This is a genomic window from Candidatus Melainabacteria bacterium (assembly GCA_003963305.1).
GTDB lineage: Bacteria > Cyanobacteriota > Vampirovibrionia > Obscuribacterales > Obscuribacteraceae > PALSA-1081.
In genome coordinates this window covers 75,099-101,239 of record RXJR01000031.1, presented here as the reverse complement: position 1 = coordinate 101,239, position 26,141 = coordinate 75,099, and the positions used below count along the sequence as shown (strand labels likewise).

Annotated in this window: 21 protein-coding genes; 8 read left to right on the top strand and 13 right to left on the bottom strand. The window is 49.0% G+C overall.

Annotated elements, in window-relative coordinates; translation table 11 throughout:
- Positions 1-177: 177 nt before the first annotated feature.
- A complete protein-coding gene (locus EKK48_27150; protein ID RTL36034.1) occupies positions 178-1,941 on the bottom strand; it encodes a matrixin family metalloprotease in 1,764 nt (587 codons plus the stop codon).
- 105 nt (positions 1,942-2,046) lie between these two features.
- Between EKK48_27150 and EKK48_27145 the strand changes: the two genes are divergently transcribed.
- A complete protein-coding gene (locus tag EKK48_27145) occupies positions 2,047-2,673 on the top strand; it encodes a class I SAM-dependent methyltransferase (GenBank protein ID RTL36033.1) in 627 nt (208 codons plus the stop codon).
- Positions 2,674-2,712: 39 nt separating this feature from the next.
- On the opposite strand, the gene EKK48_27140 is transcribed toward EKK48_27145, so the two are convergent.
- Positions 2,713-4,137, bottom strand: coding sequence for a hypothetical protein (locus EKK48_27140; protein RTL36032.1), 1,425 nt, complete (start codon positions 4,135-4,137; stop codon positions 2,713-2,715).
- Between the two features lie 288 nt (positions 4,138-4,425).
- Positions 4,426-5,898 (bottom strand): hypothetical protein, encoded by a 1,473-nt coding sequence (locus EKK48_27135; protein RTL36031.1) that lies wholly within the window; start codon positions 5,896-5,898, stop codon positions 4,426-4,428.
- Between the two features lie 721 nt (positions 5,899-6,619).
- On the opposite strand from EKK48_27135, the gene EKK48_27130 reads away from it, so the two are divergent.
- Positions 6,620-7,381: a glucose 1-dehydrogenase gene (locus EKK48_27130; protein ID RTL36030.1), complete on the top strand. Its 762-nt coding sequence runs from the start codon at positions 6,620-6,622 to the stop codon at positions 7,379-7,381.
- Positions 7,382-7,392: 11 nt separating this feature from the next.
- On the opposite strand, the gene EKK48_27125 is transcribed toward EKK48_27130, so the two are convergent.
- The 3 genes from EKK48_27125 to EKK48_27115 form a co-directional block, all read right to left on the bottom strand.
- Positions 7,393-8,316 (bottom strand): hypothetical protein, encoded by a 924-nt coding sequence (locus EKK48_27125; GenBank protein ID RTL36029.1) that lies wholly within the window; start codon positions 8,314-8,316, stop codon positions 7,393-7,395.
- Positions 8,317-8,494: 178 nt separating this feature from the next.
- Entirely contained in the window at positions 8,495-9,082 is a 588-nt protein-coding gene (locus EKK48_27120) for a TetR/AcrR family transcriptional regulator (GenBank protein RTL36028.1), read from the bottom strand.
- 66 nt (positions 9,083-9,148) lie between these two features.
- Entirely contained in the window at positions 9,149-10,453 is a 1,305-nt protein-coding gene (locus EKK48_27115) for a 4Fe-4S ferredoxin (GenBank protein RTL36176.1), read from the bottom strand.
- 228 nt (positions 10,454-10,681) lie between these two features.
- Between EKK48_27115 and EKK48_27110 the strand changes: the two genes are divergently transcribed.
- Positions 10,682-12,364, top strand: coding sequence for a long-chain fatty acid--CoA ligase (locus EKK48_27110; GenBank protein ID RTL36027.1), 1,683 nt, complete (start codon positions 10,682-10,684; stop codon positions 12,362-12,364).
- A 409-nt stretch (positions 12,365-12,773) separates the two neighbouring features.
- Here EKK48_27110 and EKK48_27105 read toward each other — a convergent pair whose 3' ends face one another.
- Positions 12,774-13,277 (bottom strand): hypothetical protein, encoded by a 504-nt coding sequence (locus EKK48_27105; GenBank protein ID RTL36026.1) that lies wholly within the window; start codon positions 13,275-13,277, stop codon positions 12,774-12,776.
- 83 nt (positions 13,278-13,360) lie between these two features.
- On the opposite strand from EKK48_27105, the gene EKK48_27100 reads away from it, so the two are divergent.
- From EKK48_27100 to EKK48_27090, 3 genes are all read left to right on the top strand, one after another.
- Positions 13,361-13,957 carry a GGDEF domain-containing protein gene (locus tag EKK48_27100; GenBank protein RTL36025.1) on the top strand — a complete coding sequence of 199 codons (597 nt, stop codon included), beginning with the start codon at positions 13,361-13,363 and terminating at the stop codon, positions 13,955-13,957.
- A gap of 311 nt (positions 13,958-14,268) precedes the next feature.
- Positions 14,269-16,380, top strand: coding sequence for a hypothetical protein (locus EKK48_27095; GenBank protein ID RTL36024.1), 2,112 nt, complete (start codon positions 14,269-14,271; stop codon positions 16,378-16,380).
- Positions 16,362-16,907 carry a hypothetical protein gene (locus EKK48_27090; GenBank protein ID RTL36023.1) on the top strand — a complete coding sequence of 182 codons (546 nt, stop codon included), beginning with the start codon at positions 16,362-16,364 and terminating at the stop codon, positions 16,905-16,907. Before EKK48_27095 ends, EKK48_27090 begins: the two co-directional genes overlap by 19 nt.
- Before the next feature lie 64 nt (positions 16,908-16,971).
- Here EKK48_27090 and EKK48_27085 read toward each other — a convergent pair whose 3' ends face one another.
- Entirely contained in the window at positions 16,972-17,478 is a 507-nt protein-coding gene (locus EKK48_27085) for a hypothetical protein (protein RTL36022.1), read from the bottom strand.
- Between the two features lie 275 nt (positions 17,479-17,753).
- Complete coding sequence (locus EKK48_27080; protein ID RTL36175.1) at positions 17,754-19,265, bottom strand: tyrosine phenol-lyase; 1,512 nt, start codon at positions 19,263-19,265, stop codon at positions 17,754-17,756.
- Between the two features lie 360 nt (positions 19,266-19,625).
- Between EKK48_27080 and EKK48_27075 the strand changes: the two genes are divergently transcribed.
- Complete coding sequence (locus tag EKK48_27075) at positions 19,626-21,065, top strand: nitronate monooxygenase (protein RTL36021.1); 1,440 nt, start codon at positions 19,626-19,628, stop codon at positions 21,063-21,065.
- A gap of 17 nt (positions 21,066-21,082) precedes the next feature.
- Here the strand turns inward: EKK48_27075 and EKK48_27070 are convergent, their stop codons facing one another.
- Positions 21,083-21,841: a transcriptional regulator gene (locus EKK48_27070; protein RTL36020.1), complete on the bottom strand. Its 759-nt coding sequence runs from the start codon at positions 21,839-21,841 to the stop codon at positions 21,083-21,085.
- 142 nt (positions 21,842-21,983) lie between these two features.
- Between EKK48_27070 and EKK48_27065 the strand changes: the two genes are divergently transcribed.
- Positions 21,984-23,141 (top strand): acyl-CoA dehydrogenase, encoded by a 1,158-nt coding sequence (locus EKK48_27065; GenBank protein RTL36019.1) that lies wholly within the window; start codon positions 21,984-21,986, stop codon positions 23,139-23,141.
- A gap of 19 nt (positions 23,142-23,160) precedes the next feature.
- Here EKK48_27065 and EKK48_27060 read toward each other — a convergent pair whose 3' ends face one another.
- The 3 genes from EKK48_27060 to ychF form a co-directional block, all read right to left on the bottom strand.
- Positions 23,161-23,751: a gliding-motility protein MglA gene (locus EKK48_27060; protein RTL36018.1), complete on the bottom strand. Its 591-nt coding sequence runs from the start codon at positions 23,749-23,751 to the stop codon at positions 23,161-23,163.
- Between the two features lie 87 nt (positions 23,752-23,838).
- Complete coding sequence (locus tag EKK48_27055) at positions 23,839-24,663, bottom strand: enoyl-CoA hydratase (GenBank protein ID RTL36017.1); 825 nt, start codon at positions 24,661-24,663, stop codon at positions 23,839-23,841.
- A 269-nt stretch (positions 24,664-24,932) separates the two neighbouring features.
- Positions 24,933-26,108 carry a redox-regulated ATPase YchF gene (gene ychF / locus EKK48_27050; GenBank protein RTL36174.1) on the bottom strand — a complete coding sequence of 392 codons (1,176 nt, stop codon included), beginning with the start codon at positions 26,106-26,108 and terminating at the stop codon, positions 24,933-24,935.
- Positions 26,109-26,141 lie beyond the last annotated feature (33 nt).

The window sequence follows — 26,141 nt, the reverse complement described above, 5'->3', positions numbered from 1 at the left end:
CGGGAGGCGTTTCTGGATTCTTAATGCTGAGCTTATCTTATTTCTTCGCTTTGGTAAACTCGCCCGGCGAGTTTTCAGAGGCATTTAAGATCGTGTCGGACTTTTGGAATAGGTGGCTATGAACAAGAATTCCGGTCATTGACCTGGGCTGTTTGCTCCGATCTATTTAACGGCGATTTAGATGGATTTTGTTTTTGGTTTACCTTCAGATGCTTTTAGCTGTTTCAGTTTGCTTGCTACAATCTCGTCTGACTTTATGGACAGTGCCTCGCTGTATTCGACAATCGCGCCTTTGAAATCTTTGTGTGATTGACATGATTCAGCACACTCTACGCGAGTCTTGAACGACTTTGGATCTTTGCCTTGATTTTGCAGAGCGGCGTTCAAGTTACTTCGCGATGCATCATTTTTAGGATCCCAGTAAAGTGCCAGGCGGAGAAGTGATAGAGCCTTTTCGGGCTCGGTGTTATTTGCTATTGCTAGATTGTTTGCAGCTACGGAGAGATTTTTTCTTGCCAATTCCTGATCGGGATTTATCGCCAGGGCTGCTTGCAATTTTTCAATCGCCTTTTCGAAATCGCCACTCATTGCCGCTGCTGAGCCAACGTTCGTCAGTCTTTCTGCTATTACGGACGGTGGCAGAGGGCGTCCGTATTCGTCTTTGTCTGATAGTGCAGTAGATGATTTGAGATCGCTGTTGTAGAGCGCCAGTAGGGTATTTATATCCCGATCGGATAGACCCTGCTGCACTATTAGTGTTGAATACATGATGTCACCTTCGGTGGGGCTGTGCCCTTCCAGCCCAAGCGCATGCCCGATCTCGTGAAGACATACGTTGTACAGCATATTTTTTCCGACAGGACCATCTTTCAGTGGGTCGACTGTCAGCAATTGAATATCCGCCTTAGACAACCCATTAGGACCGTAAGATGTCGTAGCCAGACCTGCCTCGGCCTTCAGGGCTGGAGCGTGCAGGTCGCTGGTCCATGTAACTGTCATGTCGGCATTCTCAGGTGACTGTAAGAATGAGAAATTGACTTTTCCGTTGCTTGCTTCAGACCATTCATCGAAAGCCTGGCGCAGAGCTTCTTCAAGCTCAGGTCTGTAACCTTCTAACCCGGCTCCATCTTTTATGTACACTTTGATGTTTTCTGGCGAAGGCCATCGCATCATTGCGTTTTGAGTAACTGCTGCCAAATAGTTGCCGACCTCAGCTTGTACTTTTCTGTGCTTTTCTGCCTCGGCCGCCACTGAACTTTGTAGTGCCTGCTGCAAAGCTTCGTACTGCCCGGTGCGTTCATCGCTGGGACTGGAAGCAATGAATTTTTTGTACCATTCAATTGCTTCCTTTGATTTATGCATGTTCTGACATATTTTTCCCATCAAAAGCGAATCTTCCGGGGTCTCACCAGTTGTCTGCATAGCTCGCTTCAATTCGTCCATCGCATAGTGATATCGCGCCAGTTTGTACAGGACGTCCGCATGCAATTCGCGTACTGCTGCATCGTCGCTTGTTTTGAGGAAGGCTGCTATCTGTTCTTCCGCTTTTTCTGGGCTGGTGTCATTGATTAGTTGGCGAAACTTTGCCACGTTCGCGCTTTGCGTGGTGGATTGTTTGTCTGCTTTTGATTTTGCCGGCGCTGCTATAGTGACCGCAGGTGCGTTTGCTGAGATTGCGGTAAGAACGACGATGAAAGTTAGCAGTGATAACTTTGAGAACTCTGATAACTTTGAGAAGCTGTTGTTAAGCACGGGCGCTCCAGATTGCGATCTATTAGCACCAGCATGAAGATTTAGCAGAAACTCTGAGTCGGATCTTGCTGGGTGCCTGAGGATGTAGGTCTGCCTGACATTATCTGCCCTGTTGACGACGAAATACAACCTCAAAGTGAATCTGCGAATTAAGCATTGGTCAAAGGGAACCAGGATTGGCTCTTTCATAAACGTCTGATTTGAAAGTTCCGATTCCACCGGTTGTAGATTACAATGTACACTTCTTTGCCGTGATTCCGATGAAGTGCATCTAACTGGGGGCGACGATTTGTAATGGAAAGTGATTGGGAACAACGGTATGTCGAGTCGAATACGCCGTGGGATAGCGGTGTTCCGTCTGAGCACCTGAAAGACTTTTTGTCGGATAATGGTATCAGTCCCGGACGAGTCCTCGAGCTGGGGTGCGGAACGGGCACGAACGCAATCTACCTGGCGCAGAACGGCTTTGACGTGACGGGAGTTGACCTTTCAAAGACTGCAATCGAACGCGCTCGGCAAAAATCTGAGGCAGTCGGTGTTAATGTAAGGTTCATTGAGGCAGATGCTACTAATCTCGGTGATATTGGGCAGCCATTTCCATTCGTCTTTGACCGGGGAACGTATCACGTGATTCGGAAGGTGAATCTTGCCGGTTTCCAGAAAATGCTCGAAAGTGCAGTTGCTAAAGGAGGATACTACCTTGTGCTAGCTGGAAACGCTAATACTCTCGCGCCCCCCGAACAGGGGCCTCCTATCGTGCGAGGTAGTGAAATTGTTTCCGAAATCGAGGCCGCAAATTTCGATCTGATAGAGCTACGACAAACTGTTTTTCACGGCATTAGAGTTAACGGGATGGAAATTGTACCGCTGGCATGGTGTGGACTTTTTCAAAGGCGCGAAAAAGATCGAGCGCAGTTGTAGAGTTCCACGCCGTTAACTCTCACTTCTTTCAAGTGATTCTCAGTGGTTGCCCCAATCTCTTGGGCCACCATGACCGTGCCAATCTCCGCCGTTGTTGCCTCCGTAACCGTTGCCTACCCCATTGCCGTTGCTGCCGCCGATACCGCTGCCGCTGTAAGATAGGGAGGAGTTAAGTTGCGTGTTGATTCGATCGAGATCTGCTGAGATGCGATTAACCAGATCTGGTGGCAAAGCAGTTGTCGCACTTTGCAGCGGATAGCTGACTCTGTCTAAATCTCGCAGCAGTTCACGCGATGCTCGGGGTGAAAGTTTGCCGCTCGACGCGCTGTCATTTATGCGTTTCTGCAAATCGGTTTTTCGAGTTACGAGATCCTGAAGCGGATTGATTGAGACTCTGTCGATCTTTGCACTGAGACGATCTAGATCGGCGAGTATTCGGTCTGCTTCGTTTTTATCGAGGCGTCCACCGGACTGACGGAATCCCGCTTCGATCGAGGCGATCCAGTTGAGGTTATCGTTCAGTCGTTGTGCGTCGCCACCTTTGATCAAGCGTTTTGCCACGCCGTCGTCGATTCTCTTTTTGAGGTCCGCTTGTTTTCTATCGATTTCTGGATACTGACTGGCAATTGGATCTGATTTGTCTTTCAGCTCGCGCACGATTGAATCGAGTCCGCGTTGTAATACATCAATTTCGTAAGGGCTTAAATTTCCGTCGGCACGATATGAGGCTTCAAGCTGTTCCAATCTTCGATAGTCAGAACGCAAATCTTCAGCTTCAGCGCTGGTTAGTCTGCCGTTGGCAGCTCTTTCATCAATGCGCTTCAGCACGTTTGCTTGTCTGATATCAAAATTTCTGCCGTCATTTCTATCGCCGTCTTTGTTCCAGCTGCCGTTGCCCGAGAAACCACCGTTGTAACCGCTGCCTGAATAGCCTCCATTGTAACCATTGCCTGAGTAACCGCTGCCTGGATAGTTATTGCCTGGTCCGCCGCTACGGAAGTCATTGTTCGGATAACCGCCGCGGTAGTCATCGCCCGGGCGTGAACCCGACGAGACTGGGACGCTGGCACCAGGAGTAGTGCTAAGCATTTGATTGAATGAGTTTTCTACTTTAGTCAGTTCTGCATTTATAGATGCGGTTTCGACTGTGCCTAGAGGACCGCGGGCTCGATAGTTGGCTTCCAGCGCTTTGAGCTGGTCTAATTGGACTTTCAGGTTTTGCGTGTCACTGGGACTGAGCTTATTGTTATTGATTGCGTCGACGATTCGGTTGGCTAATTGTGTTTCGCGCGCAGTGATTGAGTCGGTTGACGGGCTCGTTGTAGTTGTGTTTGCGGATGGAGGTATCAGCATATTTTTGAACATATCCGTCCATTGATTTGCGTTAGACGGTTGCGTTGCCGCGACCAACGAGATACCCAGTGCGCACATCGTCAGGCGCATTTTCGTTGTTATGGTGACCATGATCTCTCCAATCTTTTGCCAGTGGAAGCGTGGGGACAGCCAATTGACGCTCCGCTTGATAATTTCGGCTCGCATTAGCTTACTCAGCATATGACGTTGAAGCTATCTATTTGGTCCCAACCAATTTATTTTTTGTGTAATTTCTAGGAAAGAAAAATTGCAACGCCATTGTGCGGTCTGCGGCTAAATTTGGACTACAGTGTAGTCATGAGGGGCGTGCCCTTGCTCCTCTACTTTGTACTTCTAGTTGCAGTCCGATCAATCCTTGTTATTTCCTCGCCTGAACGTTCATGCTTTCTTCCGAGACTCGGGGTTCTTTCTATGATTGTCCATCCATCTCTGCGCTGATAAGAACTCCTCGTTATGCGGCTCCAGCGCGATCGCTTTGTTCAGAAAGACCTGCGCTTCGCCATACCGATTCAGTCCGCACAATGTGTCACCATGTTGGAAATAGGCAAAAGCTCTAGCATTTGTGCTAATTCTGTAAATCTTTCTACTATCAATTTTTTTGAGCAGCTCATCTGAAACTGCTAGGGCTTGTTTGTAATCTTTTTTATTTCGATAAGTTCGGACGAGGTAAAACCTGGCCTGTAGGAAGTCCGAGTCTGCCCTGATTACTTCCTTTAGCTTGTCTATGTCCTGATCGTAGACCGCACGAATGAATTTTTCCTCGAATTTCGCTTCCTGGCAATCAGGGTCGAGAATCTTTTGTTCGAGAAATTGACGAATGTTCGGTGGAGTTGTGACTGAACCGAATATGTAGGCGGTGGTCCATTCAGCAAGAGACTCCTCTGGTTGCTCTGCTGCGTACAAACTTGGTAAACCGAAATATTTTGCGCCATAATCATCCAGAGCAACAATTCCATGCTTGCGGCTGAATTTCAAGGCTGCCTGTAATTCTGGCACTTTCTCGTCAATAAAGGTGAGCCATTGTTGCGAAAGCGAAAGATGTGAACCGACATCAGCCTCATGTGTTACTTCGTGCACCAGCGTTCGGCAGCGATTGAACGCTGTCGCAGAAAAAAATATGTCAGTCAGCACTATTTCATTGAAGCGTGCTTGCGCTGCAGATTCTTCTTTCTTCTCGTCTAGTGAGCTGTAAAACTCATCCTTATCAATTCTTGCTAGGCATAGTCTGTCATTACGGCTCGCTCTAAGCGCTAATCCCGGCACTGTGTCGCAAACCCATTGCCAAGTTCTAACAACGATTTTCTTCTCCTCTTCAGTAAATGATTTAAGATGTTCGCCGGGTCTGTCTGTTGGAGTCAGGAATAGAATTCTTTGCTCAGCCTGTCCCTTCAAGCGGTCTTTATATTTGTCCTGACCACTAACGGTAAATCTAGGGATTCCATCTTGTGCCGGATTAAAGTACCCGTATGAAGAAAATTTTTGTGTACCCCTTCGATCTGAGGTTCCTGAGAAACTCGCCACATTCCTTTGTTGCCGCTCCGGCGCTGACTCCACCGTAGTAACCTGTTTCATGCGGGCGAGCGCCTGGTTGAGTAATTTAGAAGTGCTTAGAGGTTCTGTTGCACCATTGGCGGTGTCAATCAGAACTGGTTGATATGTCCCCCTTTTTTCTAAGTCCAGATATGCAATAACTGAGGGCGATGTGGTTGATACCGTGTAACGTTGAACGGTGGTACCAGCGAAGGGCGTTAAGTCGCGAGTTAGATGACTCTTTGCGTCGGCGAGATACAAGTGCACTGGTGAGTCGGCACGAGCACGCGCCATGTACACGACGCTTGCTGATTTCGGCAACCATTGCACCTCGGAAATTCCACCCGGGAAAGGTACTGTCTGAAAGCTCTGTTCCGTGAGCTTTTCCAAAATGGTAATGCGTGTTGAGTAATGCCCCGGGCCCCCCACGATGTACGTGTACACGGTGTATTGACTGTCAGGGGAATCCTTTCGTTGCGGCTTCGGACTTTCGATACTGTTAGGTTGGGGTGTTAATGGAGCTTGAGCTGTCTTTGAAGAGGTGACCTTAGATTCGTCGCTAGCAACCAGAGTAGCCGGGCTCGGGTTTGCTGTATTTTGTGTTGTTGCGCTTTGAGTTGCAGCATTCTTGGTCTCGCCCAAAGTGGGGGAGTCAAGTGCCCCCCCGTGAGCGGAGATTCCATAGAAAAGGGCAATCAGAAGTGCTAGCAAAAACGAATGCGCAAAGCGCGAAACCGGCAGCCGCGAGGCTGTCATTTTTTCTTGCGAAATATCTTTCATTGTTGTTTTAGTAAATGTGGAACCTGTAATCAGTATCTGCGCCCCACATAAAATCGTTGCTAAATGGTGAATTCCTCAACATGGTTGGTTCAACCTCAAGCGTGGAACTACTCCTCAGCTATTGCTAGATAGATAGGCTGGTTGGTTATTAGAGTGGTTCTGGACTATAATTCCTGGCACTTCATGCATGTGAGTGCAGATCTGAGGTGTGGAGCTGCTCAGGTAGTTTGGAATTTGTAATCAGGTAACATAAGGAGACAGTATGCACGAGTTTGAAGGCAAAGTTGTTTTTGTTACTGGGGCGACATCAGGCATCGGAGAAGAGATTGCCGTGCAGTTTGCCAAGCATGGTGCCAGCGTCGCCTTTACCGGAAGAAGGACGGAAGAAGGTGAACGAGTCGCGGCGAAAATAAAAGATCAGGGTGGCACTGCAATCTTCATAAAATCAGATGTGAAGGAAGCGACGGACGTAGAGAAATCTATTAACGCTGTTGTTCAAAAGTTTGGACGCATTGATATTGCGGTAAATAATGCCGGTGTCGAAGAAGCAATGACTCCATTCCTCGAGCAAAAGGTCGATAAATTCGATCAAATATTCGATATTAATGTGCGCGGCATGTGGCTCTGTTTACAGGGTGAAATTCGTCAGATGCTCAGCCAGAAATCCGAGGGTGCAATCATCAATATGTCTTCTGTCGCTGGTCAGATGGGATTTCCGCTTGCCTCCAGCTATGTCGCCAGCAAGCACGCCGTTAACGGTTTGACAAAGTCTCTTGCCTCTGAATTCGCGGCCAACAAAATTCGCATCAATGCTGTGGCACCGGGACCGATTCAAACAGAGATGTGGACAAGATACGCTGATAGTCAGCCAGGCACAGAGCAAATGGTTATACAGATGGTGCCGACCGGAAGGGTTGGTACGTGTGATGAAGTTGCAAGCCTTGTTCTCTGGCTAGCGTCTCCTACTGCGTCGTATGTTACCGGTCAAATCATTGCCGTCGATGGTGGCATGGTAAACGTCTAGAGCTCAGCGATTTATAGTTGCTGAAAGTGCTTTTCGCTTCGCGGCCAGTAAGTCTTCGCCTGCTTCATGTAGGCGTTTACTTCGTTTATGTCCCATTTCGCGAATGGAGAAACCCTCATGTCGAGCAAGTCAGTCACTTTGCTTTGAAGATCATTGCGGATATCGTTGGTGATGGCTGTCATCAAGTTCGCGTTTTCCGATTCTTCGGGGGCGTATTTGAGCTTAAATGACGGCCAGACGGTCACCATAATTTTTACCGGCAGCGGAATTGATCCAAAAGGAAACGGCAGCCACGGAAAGAACGGCGTTACGGGATAGTATGGCCACTTCAGCAACTTTGCTACCGGTTTGCAGTTAACGAGAATTGGATATATTTCGTCACCGCCTATAGTGACTACAGGAATTAAGGGCGAGCTCGTAGCGATGGCGGCTCGAACGAAACCCGAGTGGAATTCTTCTAACTTGTACCTGTTTTTGTACAGTTTGCCGGTCCCTTTTTCAGCTTCAGGATAAAAGAATACAAGTTCTTCCTTCTTCAACAGCTTGGTTGAGACTTCATAGTCAGCAGGAGTACATCCAAATGAGCGCAAAATATCGCCGACGGCGGGATTCTTCAACAGAAATTTAGAGACCAGAAAACGCAATCGGCGTGGCTCAGGATGGTAATTGATGATGCCGTCATAAAGGAGAAAGCCGTCTAGCGGAAGTCCGCCGGAATGGTTTCCGAAGAGCACCGCGTTGCCTTTTGCGGGGATGTTTTCGAGCCCTGCAACTTGCACCTGGAACCAGCTTTTGTAAAGGAAGTGCGTAAAACGCTCTACGTTTCTATATTTCGCCGGATGGAAACCGAATTCGTCTACGTCGTCTTCGTAGCGTTTGAAGAAACGACTCTCTGGAGTTTGTTTGGTGGGCTCTGGCACAACTAGGTCAGTCATTTTGTGTTCCGCGAATGAGAAGGTGCTTCAGAAGACTCCAAACTCGGCCGTTCGGTTCCCGTTTAGTTATTTGTAGCATTTTTTGATGCTTAAACTATTCCCTGTTTTCAATTCAGGATATTTCTTTTCGGATTGCGGACGGAGCAGCCAACAGTTTTTGATCAGGCTTTTCGAGAGTTCAATGCGATTTAAGCATGGTTAGAGCGAAAGCACATAGTCGCTTTGTTCTCGCCTGGTTTACAATTCCTCTCGACTGAGCGAGCATACCGAAGATGTAAACAAAAAGCGCTTCCGCCAGATGTTCCGAGGACAGGTCTGATCTGAATACACCACTTAACTGACCATTTGAGATCAGCTTGGACAAAAGCTTTTCCACTCTAATCAAATGTTTCTTGAGTACTTCGCTTGCTTTTGCATCACGCTGGCTAAGCTCTACCACGGTGTTAACTGCGAAGCAACCTTTAGGTGTGTCTTGTTTGCAACAGAGAATTTCCATTAAGCCCAGTAAGGAGATCAGCGCCCGTTCTGGATTGCGATCAGACTCCACTGCAATTTTCATTTTTTCGAAAAGGCTATCAAGATAATCTTCGAGCGACAGAAGAAACAGATTGTGCTTGTCTCCAAAAGCCTTGTAAAGACTGCCTTTTGTTAATCCCATGGCATTGAGAAGGTCGTCCATAGAGGTGGCTTCGTAGCCGCGCTCCCAGAATGTGGAAATGGCAGCTTCCATCGCCTCGTGCATATCAAATTCTCTAGGTCTGGCCATATTCTCTTCCTTTACCAGACTTCGAGGATAACGCGTTGGGGACCACCTGGTCAACAATCAAAAAGTTTAGACGGGGAAACACTTTTGAAACTTCAATAGATGTATGGGATTACCTGTCATGCGAATCTTTCCTGTGAGCAAGCCGATCGGGATGGTACGACGATGATTCAAAAAGTCAATCCAGAAACTAGAATCAGCTGTTACTTTCAAATCAGCAGTTCCTTCGTGGATCTTAGTTACCGTTAGTTTCCCTTTGTTAATCCTGATTCCAGCGCAGGCAGGTTCCTTTCCAGTGAAAGTGAAATGCAAATTGATATCAATGTCGCCGGCACGTTTTCTCTGAAAAACCGATCTTAAGCCGCTGATGAAGGTTTCAATCGAATTTGGTACCAGACTGTTGTTGACAAATCGAACTGTTTTGTGTGGAAAGCGTTTCTTCACGTGTTCTTCTGCATCGGTATCACGAACCACATAGATGGGTTCTTCCTTTTTCTGCAGTGGTTTAACTACATCTCCAAGAAACTCTTTTCGGCTGTTTAGAAACTGCCCGATAACATCATCACCAGCTGGGCACACCGACATACAGTACGCTGCTTTGTAATTCGGTCCGAACGACAGGCTCTGCCACATTGAAACTGACTCTGCGGCAGTTACTTTAGACTCATAGTCTTTGCGTCCACGACTGTCGGCGACTGTTCCTACCCAATCGTTGAAGCCACCCATGAACTCGCGATAGTTGTGGGTATAGCACGCAGAAAAGTCGAATTCTCCGGTTGGTGCTATCGCTCCTACAGGACAGACTGCGACGCAAAGCTTACAGTCAATGCATGGATTGTAATCAATGGGCTTGTCATACCGGCTGATGGGAGTGTCAGTGACAATAGTGCCCAGCAATATGAAGTTGCCGAATCGTGGATGTATAACGTTTCTGTTGATTCCCATTTTCCCGAGACCCGCAGCTTCTGCTATGGGTTTATGTGATATCACCCACACTTTTCCAGGAAATTTTTGCATCTCCATTGGAAATCCCATAGAAGGGTTTAGAGCTCTGACGCTGATTTTTTCCAGCTTCGCGACTATTTGTCTGGCGATCGCGTTTACCTCTTCGCCTTGATTGTGGAATTCGAGATTCGCGACTGATCTTGCTGGACTTCTTATCGGTTCTCGGTTCATGCGGACAACTATGCTGATAAAGGACTTAGCCTCAGGAAATACATTTGCTAATTCCAGCTTCTGTTGAACCATGGACTGTCTGTCAATGTCGACAAATCCTGCGTCATCCGCACCAAGACTGATCACCAATTCCTTGAGTGCATCATAGTCAAGACTTCCTTCCGCATTGAGCAGCGCTTTGTTTGTCTGCGGTAGCATCTCCGCATGATGATCTAGCGGACTTTCGACATGTGTCATTGTCGACTCTCCTCGCATTCGTTTTTATTGGGAACCGATTGGTCTATAATCTCAGAATATCAGTTTGGAACCATTCGGTCAATAATTATTTTGAGTTTGTGAACCTCTCGAGCCGAAAAGGCAGTATGTGGATACTCATGTTTTGGAACTAACGGAGCGCGAGACCCGTCCACCTCAGCTGTACGGTGCATGAACAGGGTACGACTTTTAAAACCAGCGAGCTTTATGATGACTGAGCCATTAGCGCAATCAAACCCGGATACGATCCCTTCACAGAGCCAAGATTTCTCCAGTTTTTTGGCGGAGTCGGATGGCAGACTCTCGCATGCAGAAGTTATTCGGAGGTTGTTTTCGCCCGCTAACCATTTACCGGAACCTCGCCAGGACAAAGCCATTGTTGTTGTCACGGCTGGCGAAACTGAGCGGGCTGTAACGCACGCGCATATCGAGAATCTTGTCTTGCACGGTGTCGAAGAATTGACGGCACGAGGCGTGCGTGCGGGCGATAAAGTCCTGTTCTACAGTGAGAACAGTCCTGAGTATACTTCAACGATTTTGGCGTGCTGGTCGATGAATGCCATGGCAGTTCTAGTTGACTATCGAGCCGACCGCGCGGATGTGCTGGCAATAGCAAAAAAGTTGAATGCAAGTGTGTTGCTCACATCTAAAAAACTCTACACGGATTATTCATTCGAAACTAAGCTCTTTGCCGACGCCGGGATTCAAGTAGTGGATGTGTCTGTACTGATTGACCGGAAGGATAAGGCTTTTGATTCGCGATTGGATTTCAGTTCTATTGATATTGACAGACCTGCATTCACGATTCTTACTTCAGGAACTACGGGGGCTCCCAAAACCTCTGTGCATACTCTCCGTTCGCTGATCGACAACATAATTGATCTTGCTGAAGCTGCGCACGAGCAAGGGGAAATTACCGCTCTGACGCCGCTTCCGATCAGTCATGTTTTCGGACTGACAGTTTTTTTGATTGCACAGGTGCTTGGCGCTAAGACCGTTCTGACTGAACTCGAACCTGTTGGATTTGTCAAAGCTGTTCATCGTCACAAGCCCGAGTGGATTGCTGCTCTGCCTCAGTACTACGGTGCCTTGCTTTCCGCGCCGCATGGATTCATTAAGTTGGAAAATGCCAGATTGTTACTTTGTGGCGGTGCACCGCTCACGGTATCATTGGCGGATAAGTTCGAAGAGACTTTTGGTAAAAGGTTGAACAACGGCTATGGTTCTACTGAATGCAAACTTGTGGCATTCAATCGGGATAATGGTCCACCGCTGTCCGTGGGAACTCCAGTTGGTGCCATCAAGATCGACATCGTCAACGAACAGGACGAGGTGCTGCCGGAAGGTAAGCTTGGCGAGGTGCGAATCGCCGGCTCGATGTTGATGGATGGCTACCTTGATAACGAGGAGGAGAGCCGCAAGGTTTTGCGCAATGGGTTCTATTACACCGGTGATATTGGACGGTTTGAGGACGGACATTTGTTCGTCGTTGGGCGTAAAAATGACGTTGTAATTGTGGGCGGCGTTGTTGTTAGAGTTGGCGTGGTGGAGGAAGCTCTCCGAAATAATCCCGAAGTTAAAGATGTGGCGGTGACTGCGGTTCACAATAGACGGCTGGGACAACTGGTCAAAGCCTCCGTCGTTCTTGTCGACGATAAGATTGGTGAAAAGCTGAATTCGACGAATTCGATGGAAAGGCTTGAGACGCAGCGTGTTTTGGAGCGCCGTTTTAAGGAGTTTTGCAGACAACACTTGTCGCGCTACCAGCGCCCTATGAGGTGGGAGTTTTTAGACTCGCATAAGAGCTTGCCGAAAACGCTCGCCGGCAAGACTGACAAGAAGAAAATTAGCTGAACCCAGAGTTGGATAACCTATGCGCCAATCTGGATTTTATGCGTTATAAGTACTACAGGCAGCCAATTGCGCTGCGGTCGAAAGAAAGACAAATGAAACAGCGCCGATTTATATTTTTAATGTCCGGGCATAATATATAGTCGACGCGACTTATTGACGCATTTGGAGTCTCAGTTGGCGGAAGAAAAGCCATGGGCTGACGGATTTAAAAAGGCAGACGGCGCGTTCAGTAGAAAACTAGATCGTGTCAGATCAACGCAGACTGGCTTGCCTGCCGCTGGTGGTCAAGTTCGAGAATGGAATTCTGGCGTTTTCACTGCGCGCACTCTGGATGAGCCGAGCAAGAAACCATCCACATCATCTTCTCAATCTTTTCCGATCATCCCTAACAACGCCAATAGGTCCCACTTCAATCTTCCTGCGCAGCCTGTTTCTTCACCGTATGAGTTGGCGCCTGAGTACACCGCTGCTCAGGGACCTTATAAACCAGCACCGGTGACGAACCAACCGGCGCAAGCTCCATATCAGGCGCAAGCACCGTATCAACCAGCGCAGGCATCGCACCAACCAGCGCAAACACCGTATCAACCAGGGCAGGCACCGCACCAACCAGCGCAAGCACCGCACCAACCAGCGCAAGCACCGTATCAACCAGCGCAGGCACCGCACCAACCAGCGCAAACACCGTATCAACCAGCGCAGGCACCGTATCAACCAGCGCAAGCACCGTATCAATCAGCGCAGGCACCGTATCAACCTGCGCAGGCACCATATCCAGCTTCGCAACCGCACCAACCGCCGCTAGCAACGTATCAAGAGCCGCAAGAACCGTATGCGGCGCAAGCACCGTTTCCTTCGCCGTCCCGAAGCTACGAGCAAGGCCCGGCATTCCACCAACCGGAACCGTCGACACGAACGCACGCATCCCTGGCACCAATACCGATTCCAATAACGGCGACGAACCCAACACGTCCCGCAACGCAGGCGACACCGGTAATGCCGGCAACACCGAACACGAACACGACATCTCCGACGATACCGGCTCCTGAGTCAGGTAATTCCGGTCATTCATCCGTTCAGAGTTCAGATTCATTGGATTCGACAGGCGTCTTCGATGCTCAGACTCAGACCTATAGCTTCAAATATATGGTGAGCAGGATTCAGCAGGAGCTGATTCGTTCACAGTACTTTCAGCGTCAAGCCGCCGTTTTTGTGGTCGCCATCGACATACTACAAGCCGTTCCATCAACCTGGGGTCAGAAGGAGAAGGATAGGGTCCTTCAAGCGGTGTCGCTCAGTCTTATAAATTCGGTTCGCCCTGTGGATTTGGTAGGACGATTCGCCGAGGAACGATTTTTTATTCTATGTCCGGAAATCACTGTTGATTCGTCACAGGAACTAGCGGAAACATTGCGCGCGGCATGTTCCGCAACAAAAGTGAAACATGAATGGCACGATATTCCGCTGTCGGTCAGCATCGGCATAGCCGTGTCATCAGATCAAGTTACGGACATCGAGACTCTGCTTGCTGAAGCAGATGTCGGAGCCGATCTTGCTATGCAAAATGGTGGCAATCAGTACTACTGCTATTAAAACTGTTGCTAGATACAACTGTTGCTAGATAGATACAACTGTTGCTAGATAGTCGATTCGCTTTGTAGCCGTTTGTCCTCCCTGCTGTAGCCACTTGTTCATTGCGACGACACGCCTGAAGCCCTCCCAGGTTGTGATTCGGTCTGCGACAACACCCTAATGGGGGACATTTAAAGAATTATTAGCTTGGTATAATGTTTTTGGCTCATCAGTCAAGTCGTTTAACGTAGATTTGATTCGGTCGCAGTTAAAACCATGTGCAGCGGAATCCCGGCATTCTTCTTTATCGAGTCTATTCGCGAGGATTTCTAATGCATCCGAAGAAGCGCAGGCGCGGAGCCACCTTGGGTTTGGTGGCGGTGGTTACGATAGTTCTGGTAGTTCTAGGTCTGGGAATTTTCTTCCTGATTAAAATCCTCGGCGGTCAGCGCGAACTGCAGAATGCCGTCGACTCCGGCGTGCTGAACGTTGCGAAGCAAAGCCTGAGAACGCCAACAGTTAATCTTTTCGGGGCATCCGGACCGTATGACCTGTCCGGCCAAGCACTGGACATTGCTCGACAGAATTTCAGTGAGTTGCGCGACCCGACGACCGGCGAGGTAAGCCTGATCGTCTACAACCGGTTGGTTGGGCAGGCGATGCTGGTGGCGATGAATGCGGCGTCAGACAACTTACCTGGTAAGCCTTCGCCTGACGGCATAGCCAATGCGAAAAGCCTTCTGAACGTTCTGACAAACCCAGACGATGGAATCGGCACTTTGCTGTCCAAGAAGCTCATGGTCGATTCGGCAATGGATCAGAGTTTCACTAAGTTGGCTGGCATGCAGAGTATGCGAATGCTTAATTCAGGACGTTCTGTGGATGCCGCTGCGGCAGAGAAGAACGTTGCTTATATGACTCGAGAGACTGCAACCAATTTGCAGGTCGCATCGGCATCTATTCCTCTGGAATTTTCGTTAGGCCTCGCGCCGGGATTTCTGGGAAATGCCACCGTTAAGAAGAACTCCAAGACATATTTAAAGGGCTATTCGCTGTTAGGAATTCCATCGATCACCGATGGCGCTAATCTTCAGTTAATGGGTGTTGCATTGAGACCTGGAGAGAAACCTCACCTTGTGTCTTATAGTGATTTTCTGAATCAGGCAACTTCGCCTCTGCCGAGTGGTGTAGGCAGCCGCGTTCCGCCCAATGCCTTCAAGACTGGTGGCAATACGCTTGAAGCAAAGTCGGGGGCTACGGCGCAATCAGTAGCCTGCGCTCAAACTTCATCTATCAATGATCAGGGTGAGTATACGGCTTCGATTCCGTGCGGTTATCTCGTTATTGCGAATGGAAATGGCTCCACGCCGACCGGCAAGACCGAGGGCACAGTCACCACTGACGGCGATGCGGTTGGACTGGAAGACAACGCTTACGCAGGTTCAGGACGAGATATCTTCTCAGACGTACTGATGAACCAGCAAGTGTTCGTTACTCAGAACGGCGCCATCGCTTCGAGTTTGGGGGCTATTACCGCCATTCAGAAGTGGAAACAACAGCAGCAGGCGCAAGGTCTGCCTGACACTCCAGTGCCTTCAAATCTGGCGGATGCGCTCGACGGTCCATCTCCAAAACAAACATACGCTGATGGAATCAGTGCAACGGAAACGGCTGCTGCTTGCGATAACTTCAACTCGGCTCCGGGACCCAGTGCCAACAGCACCTGTATGAATAATTTGTCGTCGATGGCATCTGTTTACGGATCGAGCCTGCCCGACAGTGGTAGCGGCAGTAAGCTACTGGGGCTTATGACGATCGAGAAAGAGAAAGCGCAGGTCATAAACCCGCGACCATCTGGAGGACCAGCTGTCGTGACCGGTGTCAACAAATGCACCGGGCTGAAAGTCTACCCGTTAGACGGAATAACTGCCGCTGATCCAATTCAATTCGGAAAGCCAGCGACGCTGGGCGATCTAATGAAAGCTTTTCGTCAATATGCTCCGACTTCAAACGCCGGTGGTGCGATCTACAATCAGTTCGTCACCAAAGTCAGGCAAATTCGTCCGCAGTCAACCCAGGCGGATATTGATGCACTCATGGCAAACCCCCTTCCGATGGGATCCGTTCGGTACGTCTGGATGGATAGCAAAGGCGCCCTTCAGTTCACCGACAGTGCTAGCCTGCCATCGTGGATTAAGCCATCAAAAGTTCTGCCCGACGGCACAACAACGGTTGCGGATACTGGACTGCGCGATCCAAATAGAGTCTTCGTCAACTTGTTCAATGAGCAAGGCTTCCCCAGTCCCTGGGATGCTCCCGGCGCATCAACCGTCCAGGACAAAGAGATCTGGACCAGATCGTCTGGATTTAACTGCCTGCAGGGAGTGCTGCGATTCATGAATTGTGCAACTGATGAAGGAAAACCGTGGCACGCACCATGCTGAGAAAGAAGAGCGATTGTAAGAATCGTCTGCCGAGTTCGATGTTGTTGCTGCTAACGATGGCACGAATTGCAGTGGCACTGTTGGTGGTACTAATTCCACTAACAGTAACTCCGGGTTGCGCTCAGCAGCAGAGCCCAGCCCTAAGTAGATTACCCAAGTATCCGCATCGAGATCGTCCTCCTGCAGCTGACAGTGAATTCAAGGCTGATCGTCTCACTCAAGACATTGATTTGCCCTCTGTTCCACCGTACTCCGGTAAGAAGATTTTTTTGAGTGGTTTCAGATATCCCAACGACAAAACAGGCGAGCGTGTCGGCATCACATATGGTGTCATGGAGCCGGAATCGCAAGTTGTCGACTGGTATAAAGATGCCTTAAAGAAATATGGTTGGGATATTCGCAATGCGTCTGAATCGAATTTGGTGGCGGCGGCGAAAGGTCCGAAGACATTTTCGGTGCGAATCACACCGAGCAATTCGCGAGACTACCGCTCGATGATCACGCTGTCTCTTAAAGAGTCGAAGTGACATTCATCTCGGACCCTAAATCCTTGACTCTAAATCCTTGAGCATAAATTCTGAAGGAAGTTTGCTAGAAGTCGATATTTGAGTAAAGCTGTATTTCATTCTTTTCGCAGTGCTGTACGGTATTGTACGAAGCGAAGATGCCGGTTGGCTTGATAGAAAATTTTGCGAACGTTCCTAAAAGAGCTTGTTCTCTGCGCTTGAGATAGCAGATCATGATTGGTTGCGAATAATCGAAATGCGATAGCAAGCGGATAGCACTGAAAAGCTGGGATAAAGAACAGTTGAAAAAAGGCGGATCGCAAAAGATGACGTCGTACTTTTCTTCAATATTCGTTGGTTTGTAGATGTTCCAAAATCGGAATCCAGGCAGCAATTTTTCAAATCGGGTGTCGATATCCAGCGCGGAAATTTTCCTTTTCTGTCCAATGGTTTCTTGATGCGATTGAAGAGTCTGCGCCAGAGTTGGAGCGCAAAGGATGCATGGATTTTCAAACGTCGCTAGCAATGAAGAAAATTGCTTGAGCGTTTGATCCGTGAAAAAATACTGCTCGTTTTCGTGTAGTTCTTGCATGTCAGATAGACGCGAGCTTGTGAAAAATTAGGGAGTAAGTGAGTTTTTGCCCGAAAGCATTCCCAGTACTATCGTTCAGCGGATATTATAGATCCGCCCTCTTACTCCGATGTAATTAAAGAGATGCTGTTGACAAGTCGTTCCATGGGAGTCTCTAGGCATGGAATTAATTACATTCGAGTTGTAAGGGGTAGATTTTTAGATGAGGCAGCACGGAGTAAGGGCGGAACGAAACATAGTTCCGTTCCGCGGCTAACCGAGAGTTGCTCTATCTGTTAAGGACGGGAAGCAGTCATCGCACTGGTCGCAGGATTTGTCGCTACAGTCGTCGCTGCGCTTGCCGCTGCATTTGCCGCTGCGCTTGTCGCACCATTCGTCGCACCCGTCACCGTTAATGGTGCTGTCGTTTTTTGTGCGCTTGACGGTAATGCGAAGCGCGCCTGGAAGAACCTCATATTCTCCGGTTCGTAGGTCATTTCCAATCCTTTGATTTGGTTGCACTGTTCCTGACATAAGCCGACGCCATATGCCACTACGTCCATGTGTGAGTTGGTATAGACGCGTCTGGGTACAGTCAATCGCACAAGTTCTAATTTCGGATAATTGTGCTGTCCCGAGACTTTGTCACGGCCGGCTGACACAACCCCTCTTTCCATTGCGCGCACGCCAGTCTCCAAATATAGTGCTGCTGCGAGGCTCTGCGCAGGGAATTGATCTTGGCTCAAGTGCGGAAGCATTGCCGCAGCATCTATGTAGACAGCGTGTCCACCTATGGGAAGAACAATCGGCACACCATATTCCTGAATTTTTTCACCCAGGTAATGAACTTGTCCGATGCGCTGGTCGAGGTGGTCTTCTTTTACAGCTTCTTCAATACCACGCGCCATGGCTTCCATGTCGCGTCCTGCCATGCCACCATAGGTATGCAGACCCTCGAACAGTGTTCCAAGCTCAGATGCCTTTTCATACAGCTTTGCGTCACGCAGCCCCAGGAACCCGCCTATGTTTACGAGCAAATCCTTTTTGCCTGACATTGTGCAGGCGTCGGTCAGACTGCAAATTTCCATCAGGATTTGGGCAATTGATTTATCGCTGTAACCCGGTTCCTTCTTTTTGATAAACCAGGCGTTTTCCAAACATCTCGTTGCATCGAGGACAACTTTTATTCCCTGTGAGTGACAATATTCAGATACGATCTTGAAATTTGCCAGCGAGAATGGCTGCCCTCCTGCCATGTTGACACAGGCTTGAAAATTCAGATAAGGGATGCGTTCGCGTCCAACGAGGCTGACTAAGTTTTTCAGTTTGTCCAGATCGACGTTTCCTTTGAACGGATGCACTGATTTTGGATCATGGGCTTCATCAATGATGACGTCTACGAAAGTGCCACCAGCCAGTTCCTGGTGTGCGCGCGTTGTCGTAAAGTACATGTTGCCAGGAACGTAATCTCCTGGTTTGATCAGAAGTTTTGAAATGATGTGCTCGGCACCACGACCCTGGTGAGTGGGCAATACAAATTCATATCCATAATATTTTTGCACTGCTGATTCGAGTACATAGAAGTTCTTTGATCCAGCATATGCTTCGTCGCCGAGCATCATTCCAGCCCATTGATATTCGCTCATCGCAGCGGTGCCGCTGTCAGTGAGAAGATCGATGTATACATCGCGAGATTGCAGAAGAAATGTATTGTAGTGCGCATTCTTAATGGCTTGTGAGCGATACTCCCTTGTACTCATCATCAAGGGCTCAACCATCTTGATTTTGTAGGGCTCAGCAACCGGCATTTTCTTGTTCAACATGATCGACTCCTGATTACGAAAGTAAATGTATCGCTTGATTAAGCGATAAGTTTCTCGCGGCATAAAGAAAAGAAAAATCATTCCGCGTGTGGATTCTTTCAGGTAACTACCCCGCGCGGATCCAGTCAACATCAGACTTTTGGGCTGCGGTGCTGTTAACTTCTTCGATACAAAGCGTCAAGCCTCGCGAGTGTTTGCTAAGAGGGTAATCGTGCAGGTGGATACTTATTTGTAACCATGGTGCGAGCATCTCTCATTTGTTAGCATTTCGGGCAATCGTTGAAAACGAGTGGGATAGAAGCATCCCAACCTCTTTTAAGAGGAGAGCAGATTCAAGGGGGCTGAATGATTACTTATCCCACACTTATTCAAGGCGGAATGGGTGTCGCTGTATCAAACTACAGGCTGGCGCGAGCGGTTTCTAAAAGTGGGCAACTCGGTGTTGTCTCAGGGACAATGCTGGATACCGTGCTGGCAAGGCGGTTGCAAGACGGCGACCCTGATGGATCAATGCGGAGAGCAATATCTGCTTTTCCGATAAATGACATATCAGAGCGTGTGCTAAGAGATTATTTTATCGAAGGCGGCAAGGAAAAAAGTGCTTCTTATAAGCCGGTTCCGATGCACTCCATGAAGTCATCGAGGAGTCTTGTCGAGCTGACGATACTCGCCAATTTTGTAGAAGTTTTTCTGGCTAAGGAAGGACATGGTGGTGTTGTGGGAATCAACTATCTAACCAAGATTGAGCTTCCCACTCTGCCGTCATTGTTTGGTGCAATGCTGGCGGGTGTTGATTATGTTTTGATGGGAGCAGGCATTCCCAAAGCAATTCCGGGCATTCTTGATTGCTTGAGTGAAAAGAAACCGGTGAGTTTGAAGATCGATGTGCAAGGATCCAGCACGGATGAAAGCTATGTTCTTGAGTTTGATCCTGCTCATTTCCCCATCGAACAGGCGAGTTTGAAGCGACCTAAGTTTTTGGCAATCGTCTCTTCGTCAGTATTGGCGCAGTCTTTGTCGAAAAAGTCGAGCGGTAAGGTGGATGGCTTCGTCGTCGAACATCATTGCGCCGGAGGGCATAACGCACCACCGCGTGGTGGTATCAAACTGGACGAAAAGGGCGAGCCGATTTACGGTCCAAAAGACGAAATAGATCCTGAGAGCTTTCGAAAGTTAGGATTGCCATTCTGGCTTGCAGGCGGATATGGCACAAGTGAGGGGCTTCAAAAAGCGCTTGATGCGGGAGCCCAGGGCGTGCAAGTAGGTAGTTTATTTGCGTTTTGCGACGAGTCGGGTATTACAGCCGAAATCAAAAAGACGGTGATTAAACTGGTTAAGGAAGGCGATCCAAGCGTGTTTACAGATCCGTTGGCTTCGGCGTCACGTTATCCGTTCAAGGTCGTGCCTGTGGAGTCATCTTTTTCGGACGAGCAAATCTATTTGAGCAGAGAGCGGGTTTGCGATCTGGGCTACTTGCGAGAAGCCTATAAGAAAGAGGACGGCTCGGTCGCGTTCAGGTGTTCGGGTGAGCCTGTCGGTACCTATGTGCGGAAAGGTGGAGCTGTTGAAGATACTTGTGGCAAGAAGTGCTTGTGTAATGCGCTCATGTCGACGGTTGGCCTTCCTCAGGTTCAGCACGACGGATACGTTGAACCACCGCTCGTGACAGCCGGTGACTATCTTGGTGAGATCGCCAAGATAGTTGGCGAAAGCAGAGATTCATATACTGTGCAAGACGTTCTAAATTTCCTCTTCGAACGCGAAAAAGTTCCGCACGCTGTTTGAAGAGAATTTTAGCTCAGTTAATCTCGTCCTTGCGGACGATGCGGGCAGGTGTTTGCGCTGCATCCGTGTGATTCGGTTGTGCTTTCAGGGGTGCCGTTTGTGTCGCTGGTGCAAGCGTTTGTGTCGCTGGTGCAAGCGTTTGTGTCGCTGGTACAACCGTTTGTGTCGCTGGTACAACCGTTTGTGTCGCTGGTACAACCGTTCGTGTCGCTGGTACAACCGTTCGTGTCGCTGTTGCAACCGTTCGTGTCGCTGTTGCAACCGTTCGTTGTTCTTGTGCGATCCATAGGGCAGATGCAATTGACGTGAAACATCTCATCTGCCAGTGACTTGATCTGCATATAGATGTCTAGGACCTTCTCGCCGCGCTCTGTAATCAGATGATCCACGTGCCGAGGTAAAACATCGTATTCCTTCCGCTCGATCAGTCCGTATTTTTCAAGCTCTTTGAGCCGTACTTGCAAGCTTTTCATGCTCAACCCCGGGATGACACGCAAAAACTTGCGTGTGCGCGTCGGAGTTACTGCAACTTCCCTCAAAATTTCAACTGTCCATTTTGCCGCAATAATCTCCAGCACCTGGGTTATTGGACATGGAGCTAGTAGATTTAAGCCAGGGCTTGTATTCGCGTTTGTGTTTGCAGTTTCATTTGGAGTTCCATCTCCATTTGGAGTTGCATTCGCGGTATGTGATTCTGGTGTTTGATATTGCATAGATGTCGCCAAATAGTGGATCTCCAGCGCAAATATATCAATTTTAATCAGGCGCTCCCTCATCCTAAATGATTAGCGTTTCAAGCAGATTTTCGGCACTTTTTCCACAATACAGCGACGCATCATTCGCAAGTACGATACTTCATCAGATGCAACACGGTACCGTGAAAATTCTGCATTACTCGTGAGCGCTCAGGAGTTTCCCATGGATTTCAATCTTTCCGACGAACAAGAACAGATCAGACGCCTGGCAAAGGAGTTTGCCGAGAAAGAGATCGTACCTAAGAGTGCTCATCATGACGAAACCGGAGAATTTCCCCGGGCGATATGTGAAAAGGCGTGGCAATCGGGGTTGATGAACACGCACATACCGGCTGAATTTGGTGGTGCAGGTTTGGGCGTGCTTGAAGGTTGTTTGATTGCGGAAGAAATTGGTGCCGCATGCACCGGCATAGGTACTGCCATGGAAGCAAACAATCTCGCTGAGGCACCACTTATAGTGGCAGGTAATGAGGCGCAGAAGAAAGAATTTCTTGCGCCGATGGCTGACGAATTTAAGTTCGCAGCTTATTGCGTGACTGAGCCTCAAGCTGGCTCTGATGTGGCAGGAATAAAAACAACGGCAAAGAAAGTCGGAGACGACTATGTGCTAAACGGTCAGAAGATGTGGATTACCAACGCCGGTGTCGCAGATTGGTACTATGTCCTGGCTGCTACCGACCCAACCCAGGGTAGTAAAGGCATGAGTGCATTTATCGTAAGACGAGATAGCGATGGTATCGTCGTCGGCAAGAAAGAAAACAACATGGGGCAGCGCGCCAGTGACACCAGAGCGGTGACTTTTACTGACGTAAAAGTAAGTGCTAAAAATCGGCTCGGCAATGAGGGCGATGGATTCAAGATCTCGATGGCTGCGTTCGATCATACTCGCCCGTTGGTGGCGGCTGCCGCTGTTGGTTTAGCACGCTCAGCTATGCAATACGCAGTTGCCTATGCGTGCGAGCGCGAAGCCTTCGGCCAGCAAATTGCCAACTATCAAGCAATCGGATTTATGCTCGCTGATATGGATAAAAATGTGGAAGCGGCGCGGTTGCTTGCGTGGAAAGCCGCCTGGCTGATTGATGCTGGAAAGCGCAACACTCGTGAGGCGGCAATCGCTAAAGCTTTTGCCGCTGATACTGCAATGCAAACAGCAGTCGATGCGGTGCAAGTTTTTGGAGGATATGGATATTCACGAGAGTATCCAGTCGAAAAGCTGATGCGCGACGCCAAGATTTTCCAAATCTACGAGGGCACGAGTCAGATTCAGCGCTTGATTATTTCAAGACAACTGACTGCGGGTTTCGCCAAGAAGCGGTCCTGAGTCAGTGAAATGGCAGCCCTCAGGGAACCAACTTGGATATGTTAGCCAGAACAAGTTTGGATGCCTCACGCAGCGTCTGAAACACTCCGACGCCCTGGTTAGCAACTGACTCGAACGTTGGAACCTGGCGCTCGTTCAAATCACGTTCCAATTGTTCAAGCGACAACGTATGTGCAAGATCTCGCTTGTTGAATTGCAAGATTAATGGAATGTCTTCAAGCGTCAGATTTAACGAGGATAAATTGCTCTCCATATTCCTCAGGGATTCGATGTTGTCGGGGCCGCGTTCAATTCCCGAATCGGCTACGAAGACGATTGCGTCTGCGCCATTCAAAATAAGCTTGCGGCTCGCGTTGTATTCAACTTGACCAGGCACTGTGTATAGCGACAATCTCAACTTCCAGCCATTTACATCGCCCAGGTCAAGCGGAAGCATGTCGAAGAACAGCGTTCTGTCAGTCTGTGTCGCCATGCTGACCATCTCGCTGCGCTTGTCCGGCGCAATCTGACTGTGAATCCACAGTAAATTAGACGTCTTGCCGGACAGACCGGGTCCGTAATAGACAACCTTGCAGTTGATTTCGCGCTTTGAGTGATTGAGCAGTGGCACCTGATGGATCTCGTTAATCTTGACTAGTTGTGCTTGACATGGGGCGCGACTGGCACGTCACGAAAGGATATGTTCGGGCCCCTTTGCCTAATCATTTTGCCAGTTTGGCTGCCGTTTTTCCAGAAAAGCACAAATTCCTTCTTTCGCGTCCAAATCCAGCAGGTTTTCGACCATTATTTTGCCTGCGAAATCATATGCTTCGTCGAGAGGCATAAGAGCCTGTTCGTAGAAAGCCTTCTTGCCGGTTCGGAGGGCTCGTCCCGACTTCTGAGCAATTTTCTCAGCCAGCGCCAGGCTGGTTTCGAGTTCTTTGCCCGCCTCCACCACTTTATTTACCAGCCCGATGCGAAACGCATGCTCCGCGGATATCAATTCTCCGGTCAACAGCAGTTCCATTGCGTGTTTGGGCGTTAGATTACGGCTCAGTGCCACCATCGGAGTGGAGCAGAACAGTCCAATGTCTACTCCCGGCGTAGCAAATCTGCTCGTGCTCGCGGCTACGGCTAGATCGCATGTAGCGACAAGCTGGCACCCCGCCGCGGTCGCCACGCCCTGAACGCAAGCAATCACAGGCTGAGGTAGATTCTTGATGGACTGCATCAAAGCGCCGCATTTTGCGAAAATTCGTGCATAGAACTCGCGACCGCCATCTGAATCTTGTCTATGCGACTCCAATTCCTTCAGATCATGCCCGGCTGAAAAGACCGTTCCTGTCGATGCTAAAACCACAGCGCGTAAGGTTTTTGTTTGTGCTATGCGTTCCAGTTCTGTAGACAAGTGATCGATCATACTTTCAGAAAGGCTGTTGCGCGACTTAGCCCGGTTGAGCGTAATCAGCTCCACTCTGCCATGCCGTTCAGTCAGTATGTTGGCGGTATCTTCCATCGTATTTGTCTGCCCGGTGCTTGTCATGTATAGCCTCATCACGGTGGTACGGAGTCAATATGCGTGGCGTCAATATGGAGTCAAAATGCCTGGAGTCAGTAGGGAATCAACATGTCTGGAGTCAGTAGGGAATCAACATGTCTGGAGTCGATATGAGTGGAGTCAATGTGTCTGGAGTCAATATGGAGTCAAGATTCCTGGCGTTGATATGAGTGTATTCAATGTGAGTGGATTCAATGTGAGTGAGTCAAACCGCGCACTATATGCGGTGCTGCCGTGTTGGGTCTGCAACTTTATCAAACGTTGAACCGGAAATGCACAATGTCACCATCGTTCATTGAATACTCTTTGCCTTCAAGCCTCATAGTGCCCTTTTCTTTCGCTACCTTTTCAGAACCGGCTGTGACATAGTCGTCATACCCAATCACTTCGGCGCGAATGAAACCGCGTTCGAAATCAGTGTGGATAATGCCTGCGCATTGTGGTGCGGTCATGCCGGCTTCGAACGGCCAGGCACGCAGTTCCTTCTCGCCTGCGGTGAAATATGTTTTCAATCCCAACTGGTCGAATGCCAGTTTGATCAAGGCATTGACGCCAGAATCGCCGACGCCGAGGCTATCTAGATAGTCTTTTCGGTCTTCAGGGCTGAGCGTTGCAAGTTCGGCTTCAATAGATGCCGAAATGACTGCCACTTTTCTATTTTCCGAGGCAGCGTGCTCCTTCAACTTTGCGACGTATTTATTGCCGTCACTATTTGCGAGATCGGATTCTGCAACGTTAGCGACGTAAATCAACGGTTTTGTAGACAATAATTGCATCTGTGGCAATATTTCTTTCTCTTCAGCTGTCAGTTGATCGATTGGCGGTGGTTCTACGTTTTGGATGGACGGAAGCAGCTTGCTGAGCAAATCATGTTCGAGTGCCGAACGCTTATCGCCATGTTTTTTCTGCTTGGCCAGGCGTTCCAATCGTTTCTCAATCGACGCCGAGTCTGCCATGGCTAACTCGATGTGAATCGTCTCCACATCGCGAATTGGATCAACGGCACCGTCGACGTGCACCACATTTTCGTCTTCGAAACATCGAACCACGTGAACGATTGCGTCCACTTCTCTGATGTGTGCAAGGAATTGGTTGCCAAGCCCCTCGCCTTTGCTGGCGCCTCTGACAAGTCCAGCGATGTCAACAAATTCGAAAGCCGCGGGAATGATTTGCTGCGGCTTGACCATCGTCGCGAGCTGCTCGAGGCGCGCATCGGCGACTTTCACGATGCCGACGTTAGGGTCAATCGTGCAGAATGGATAGTTCGCACTCTCAGCTTGATAGGTGCCGGTCAGGGCATTAAACAGAGTTGATTTACCAACGTTTGGAAGTCCAACAATTCCAGCTTTGAGCACGACAATAATTTCCTTCTGATAGACAGTATCTGACGCAAGAGGCAGCCGTGAGACTGATTTGTGCGCCGCGAGCATGTAGTTTCGCATGTTTGCAGCGAAACTACGCCA

Excerpts from the sequence above, each read along its gene's own strand:
- EKK48_27115 (RTL36176.1), bottom strand. The coding sequence starts at position 10,453 with ATGCTACCGCAGACAAACAAAGCGCTGCTCAATGCGGAAGGAAGTCTT.
- EKK48_27055 (RTL36017.1), bottom strand. The coding sequence starts at position 24,663 with ATGACAAGCACCGGGCAGACAAATACGATGGAAGATACCGCCAACATA.
- EKK48_27130 (RTL36030.1), top strand. The coding sequence starts at position 6,620 with ATGCACGAGTTTGAAGGCAAAGTTGTTTTTGTTACTGGGGCGACATCA.
- ychF (RTL36174.1), bottom strand. The coding sequence starts at position 26,108 with ATGCTCGCGGCGCACAAATCAGTCTCACGGCTGCCTCTTGCGTCAGAT.
- EKK48_27075 (RTL36021.1), top strand. The coding sequence starts at position 19,626 with ATGATTACTTATCCCACACTTATTCAAGGCGGAATGGGTGTCGCTGTA.
- EKK48_27140 (RTL36032.1), bottom strand. The coding sequence starts at position 4,137 with ATGGTCACCATAACAACGAAAATGCGCCTGACGATGTGCGCACTGGGT.
- EKK48_27150 (RTL36034.1), bottom strand. The coding sequence starts at position 1,941 with ATGAAAGAGCCAATCCTGGTTCCCTTTGACCAATGCTTAATTCGCAGA.
- EKK48_27085 (RTL36022.1), bottom strand. The coding sequence starts at position 17,478 with ATGCAAGAACTACACGAAAACGAGCAGTATTTTTTCACGGATCAAACG.
- EKK48_27095 (RTL36024.1), top strand. The coding sequence starts at position 14,269 with ATGCATCCGAAGAAGCGCAGGCGCGGAGCCACCTTGGGTTTGGTGGCG.
- EKK48_27080 (RTL36175.1), bottom strand. The coding sequence starts at position 19,265 with ATGCCGGTTGCTGAGCCCTACAAAATCAAGATGGTTGAGCCCTTGATG.
- EKK48_27070 (RTL36020.1), bottom strand. The coding sequence starts at position 21,841 with ATGAGGGAGCGCCTGATTAAAATTGATATATTTGCGCTGGAGATCCAC.
- EKK48_27125 (RTL36029.1), bottom strand. The coding sequence starts at position 8,316 with ATGACTGACCTAGTTGTGCCAGAGCCCACCAAACAAACTCCAGAGAGT.
- EKK48_27110 (RTL36027.1), top strand. The coding sequence starts at position 10,682 with ATGAACAGGGTACGACTTTTAAAACCAGCGAGCTTTATGATGACTGAG.
- EKK48_27100 (RTL36025.1), top strand. The coding sequence starts at position 13,361 with ATGCCGGCAACACCGAACACGAACACGACATCTCCGACGATACCGGCT.
- EKK48_27065 (RTL36019.1), top strand. The coding sequence starts at position 21,984 with ATGGATTTCAATCTTTCCGACGAACAAGAACAGATCAGACGCCTGGCA.
- EKK48_27145 (RTL36033.1), top strand. The coding sequence starts at position 2,047 with ATGGAAAGTGATTGGGAACAACGGTATGTCGAGTCGAATACGCCGTGG.
- EKK48_27120 (RTL36028.1), bottom strand. The coding sequence starts at position 9,082 with ATGGCCAGACCTAGAGAATTTGATATGCACGAGGCGATGGAAGCTGCC.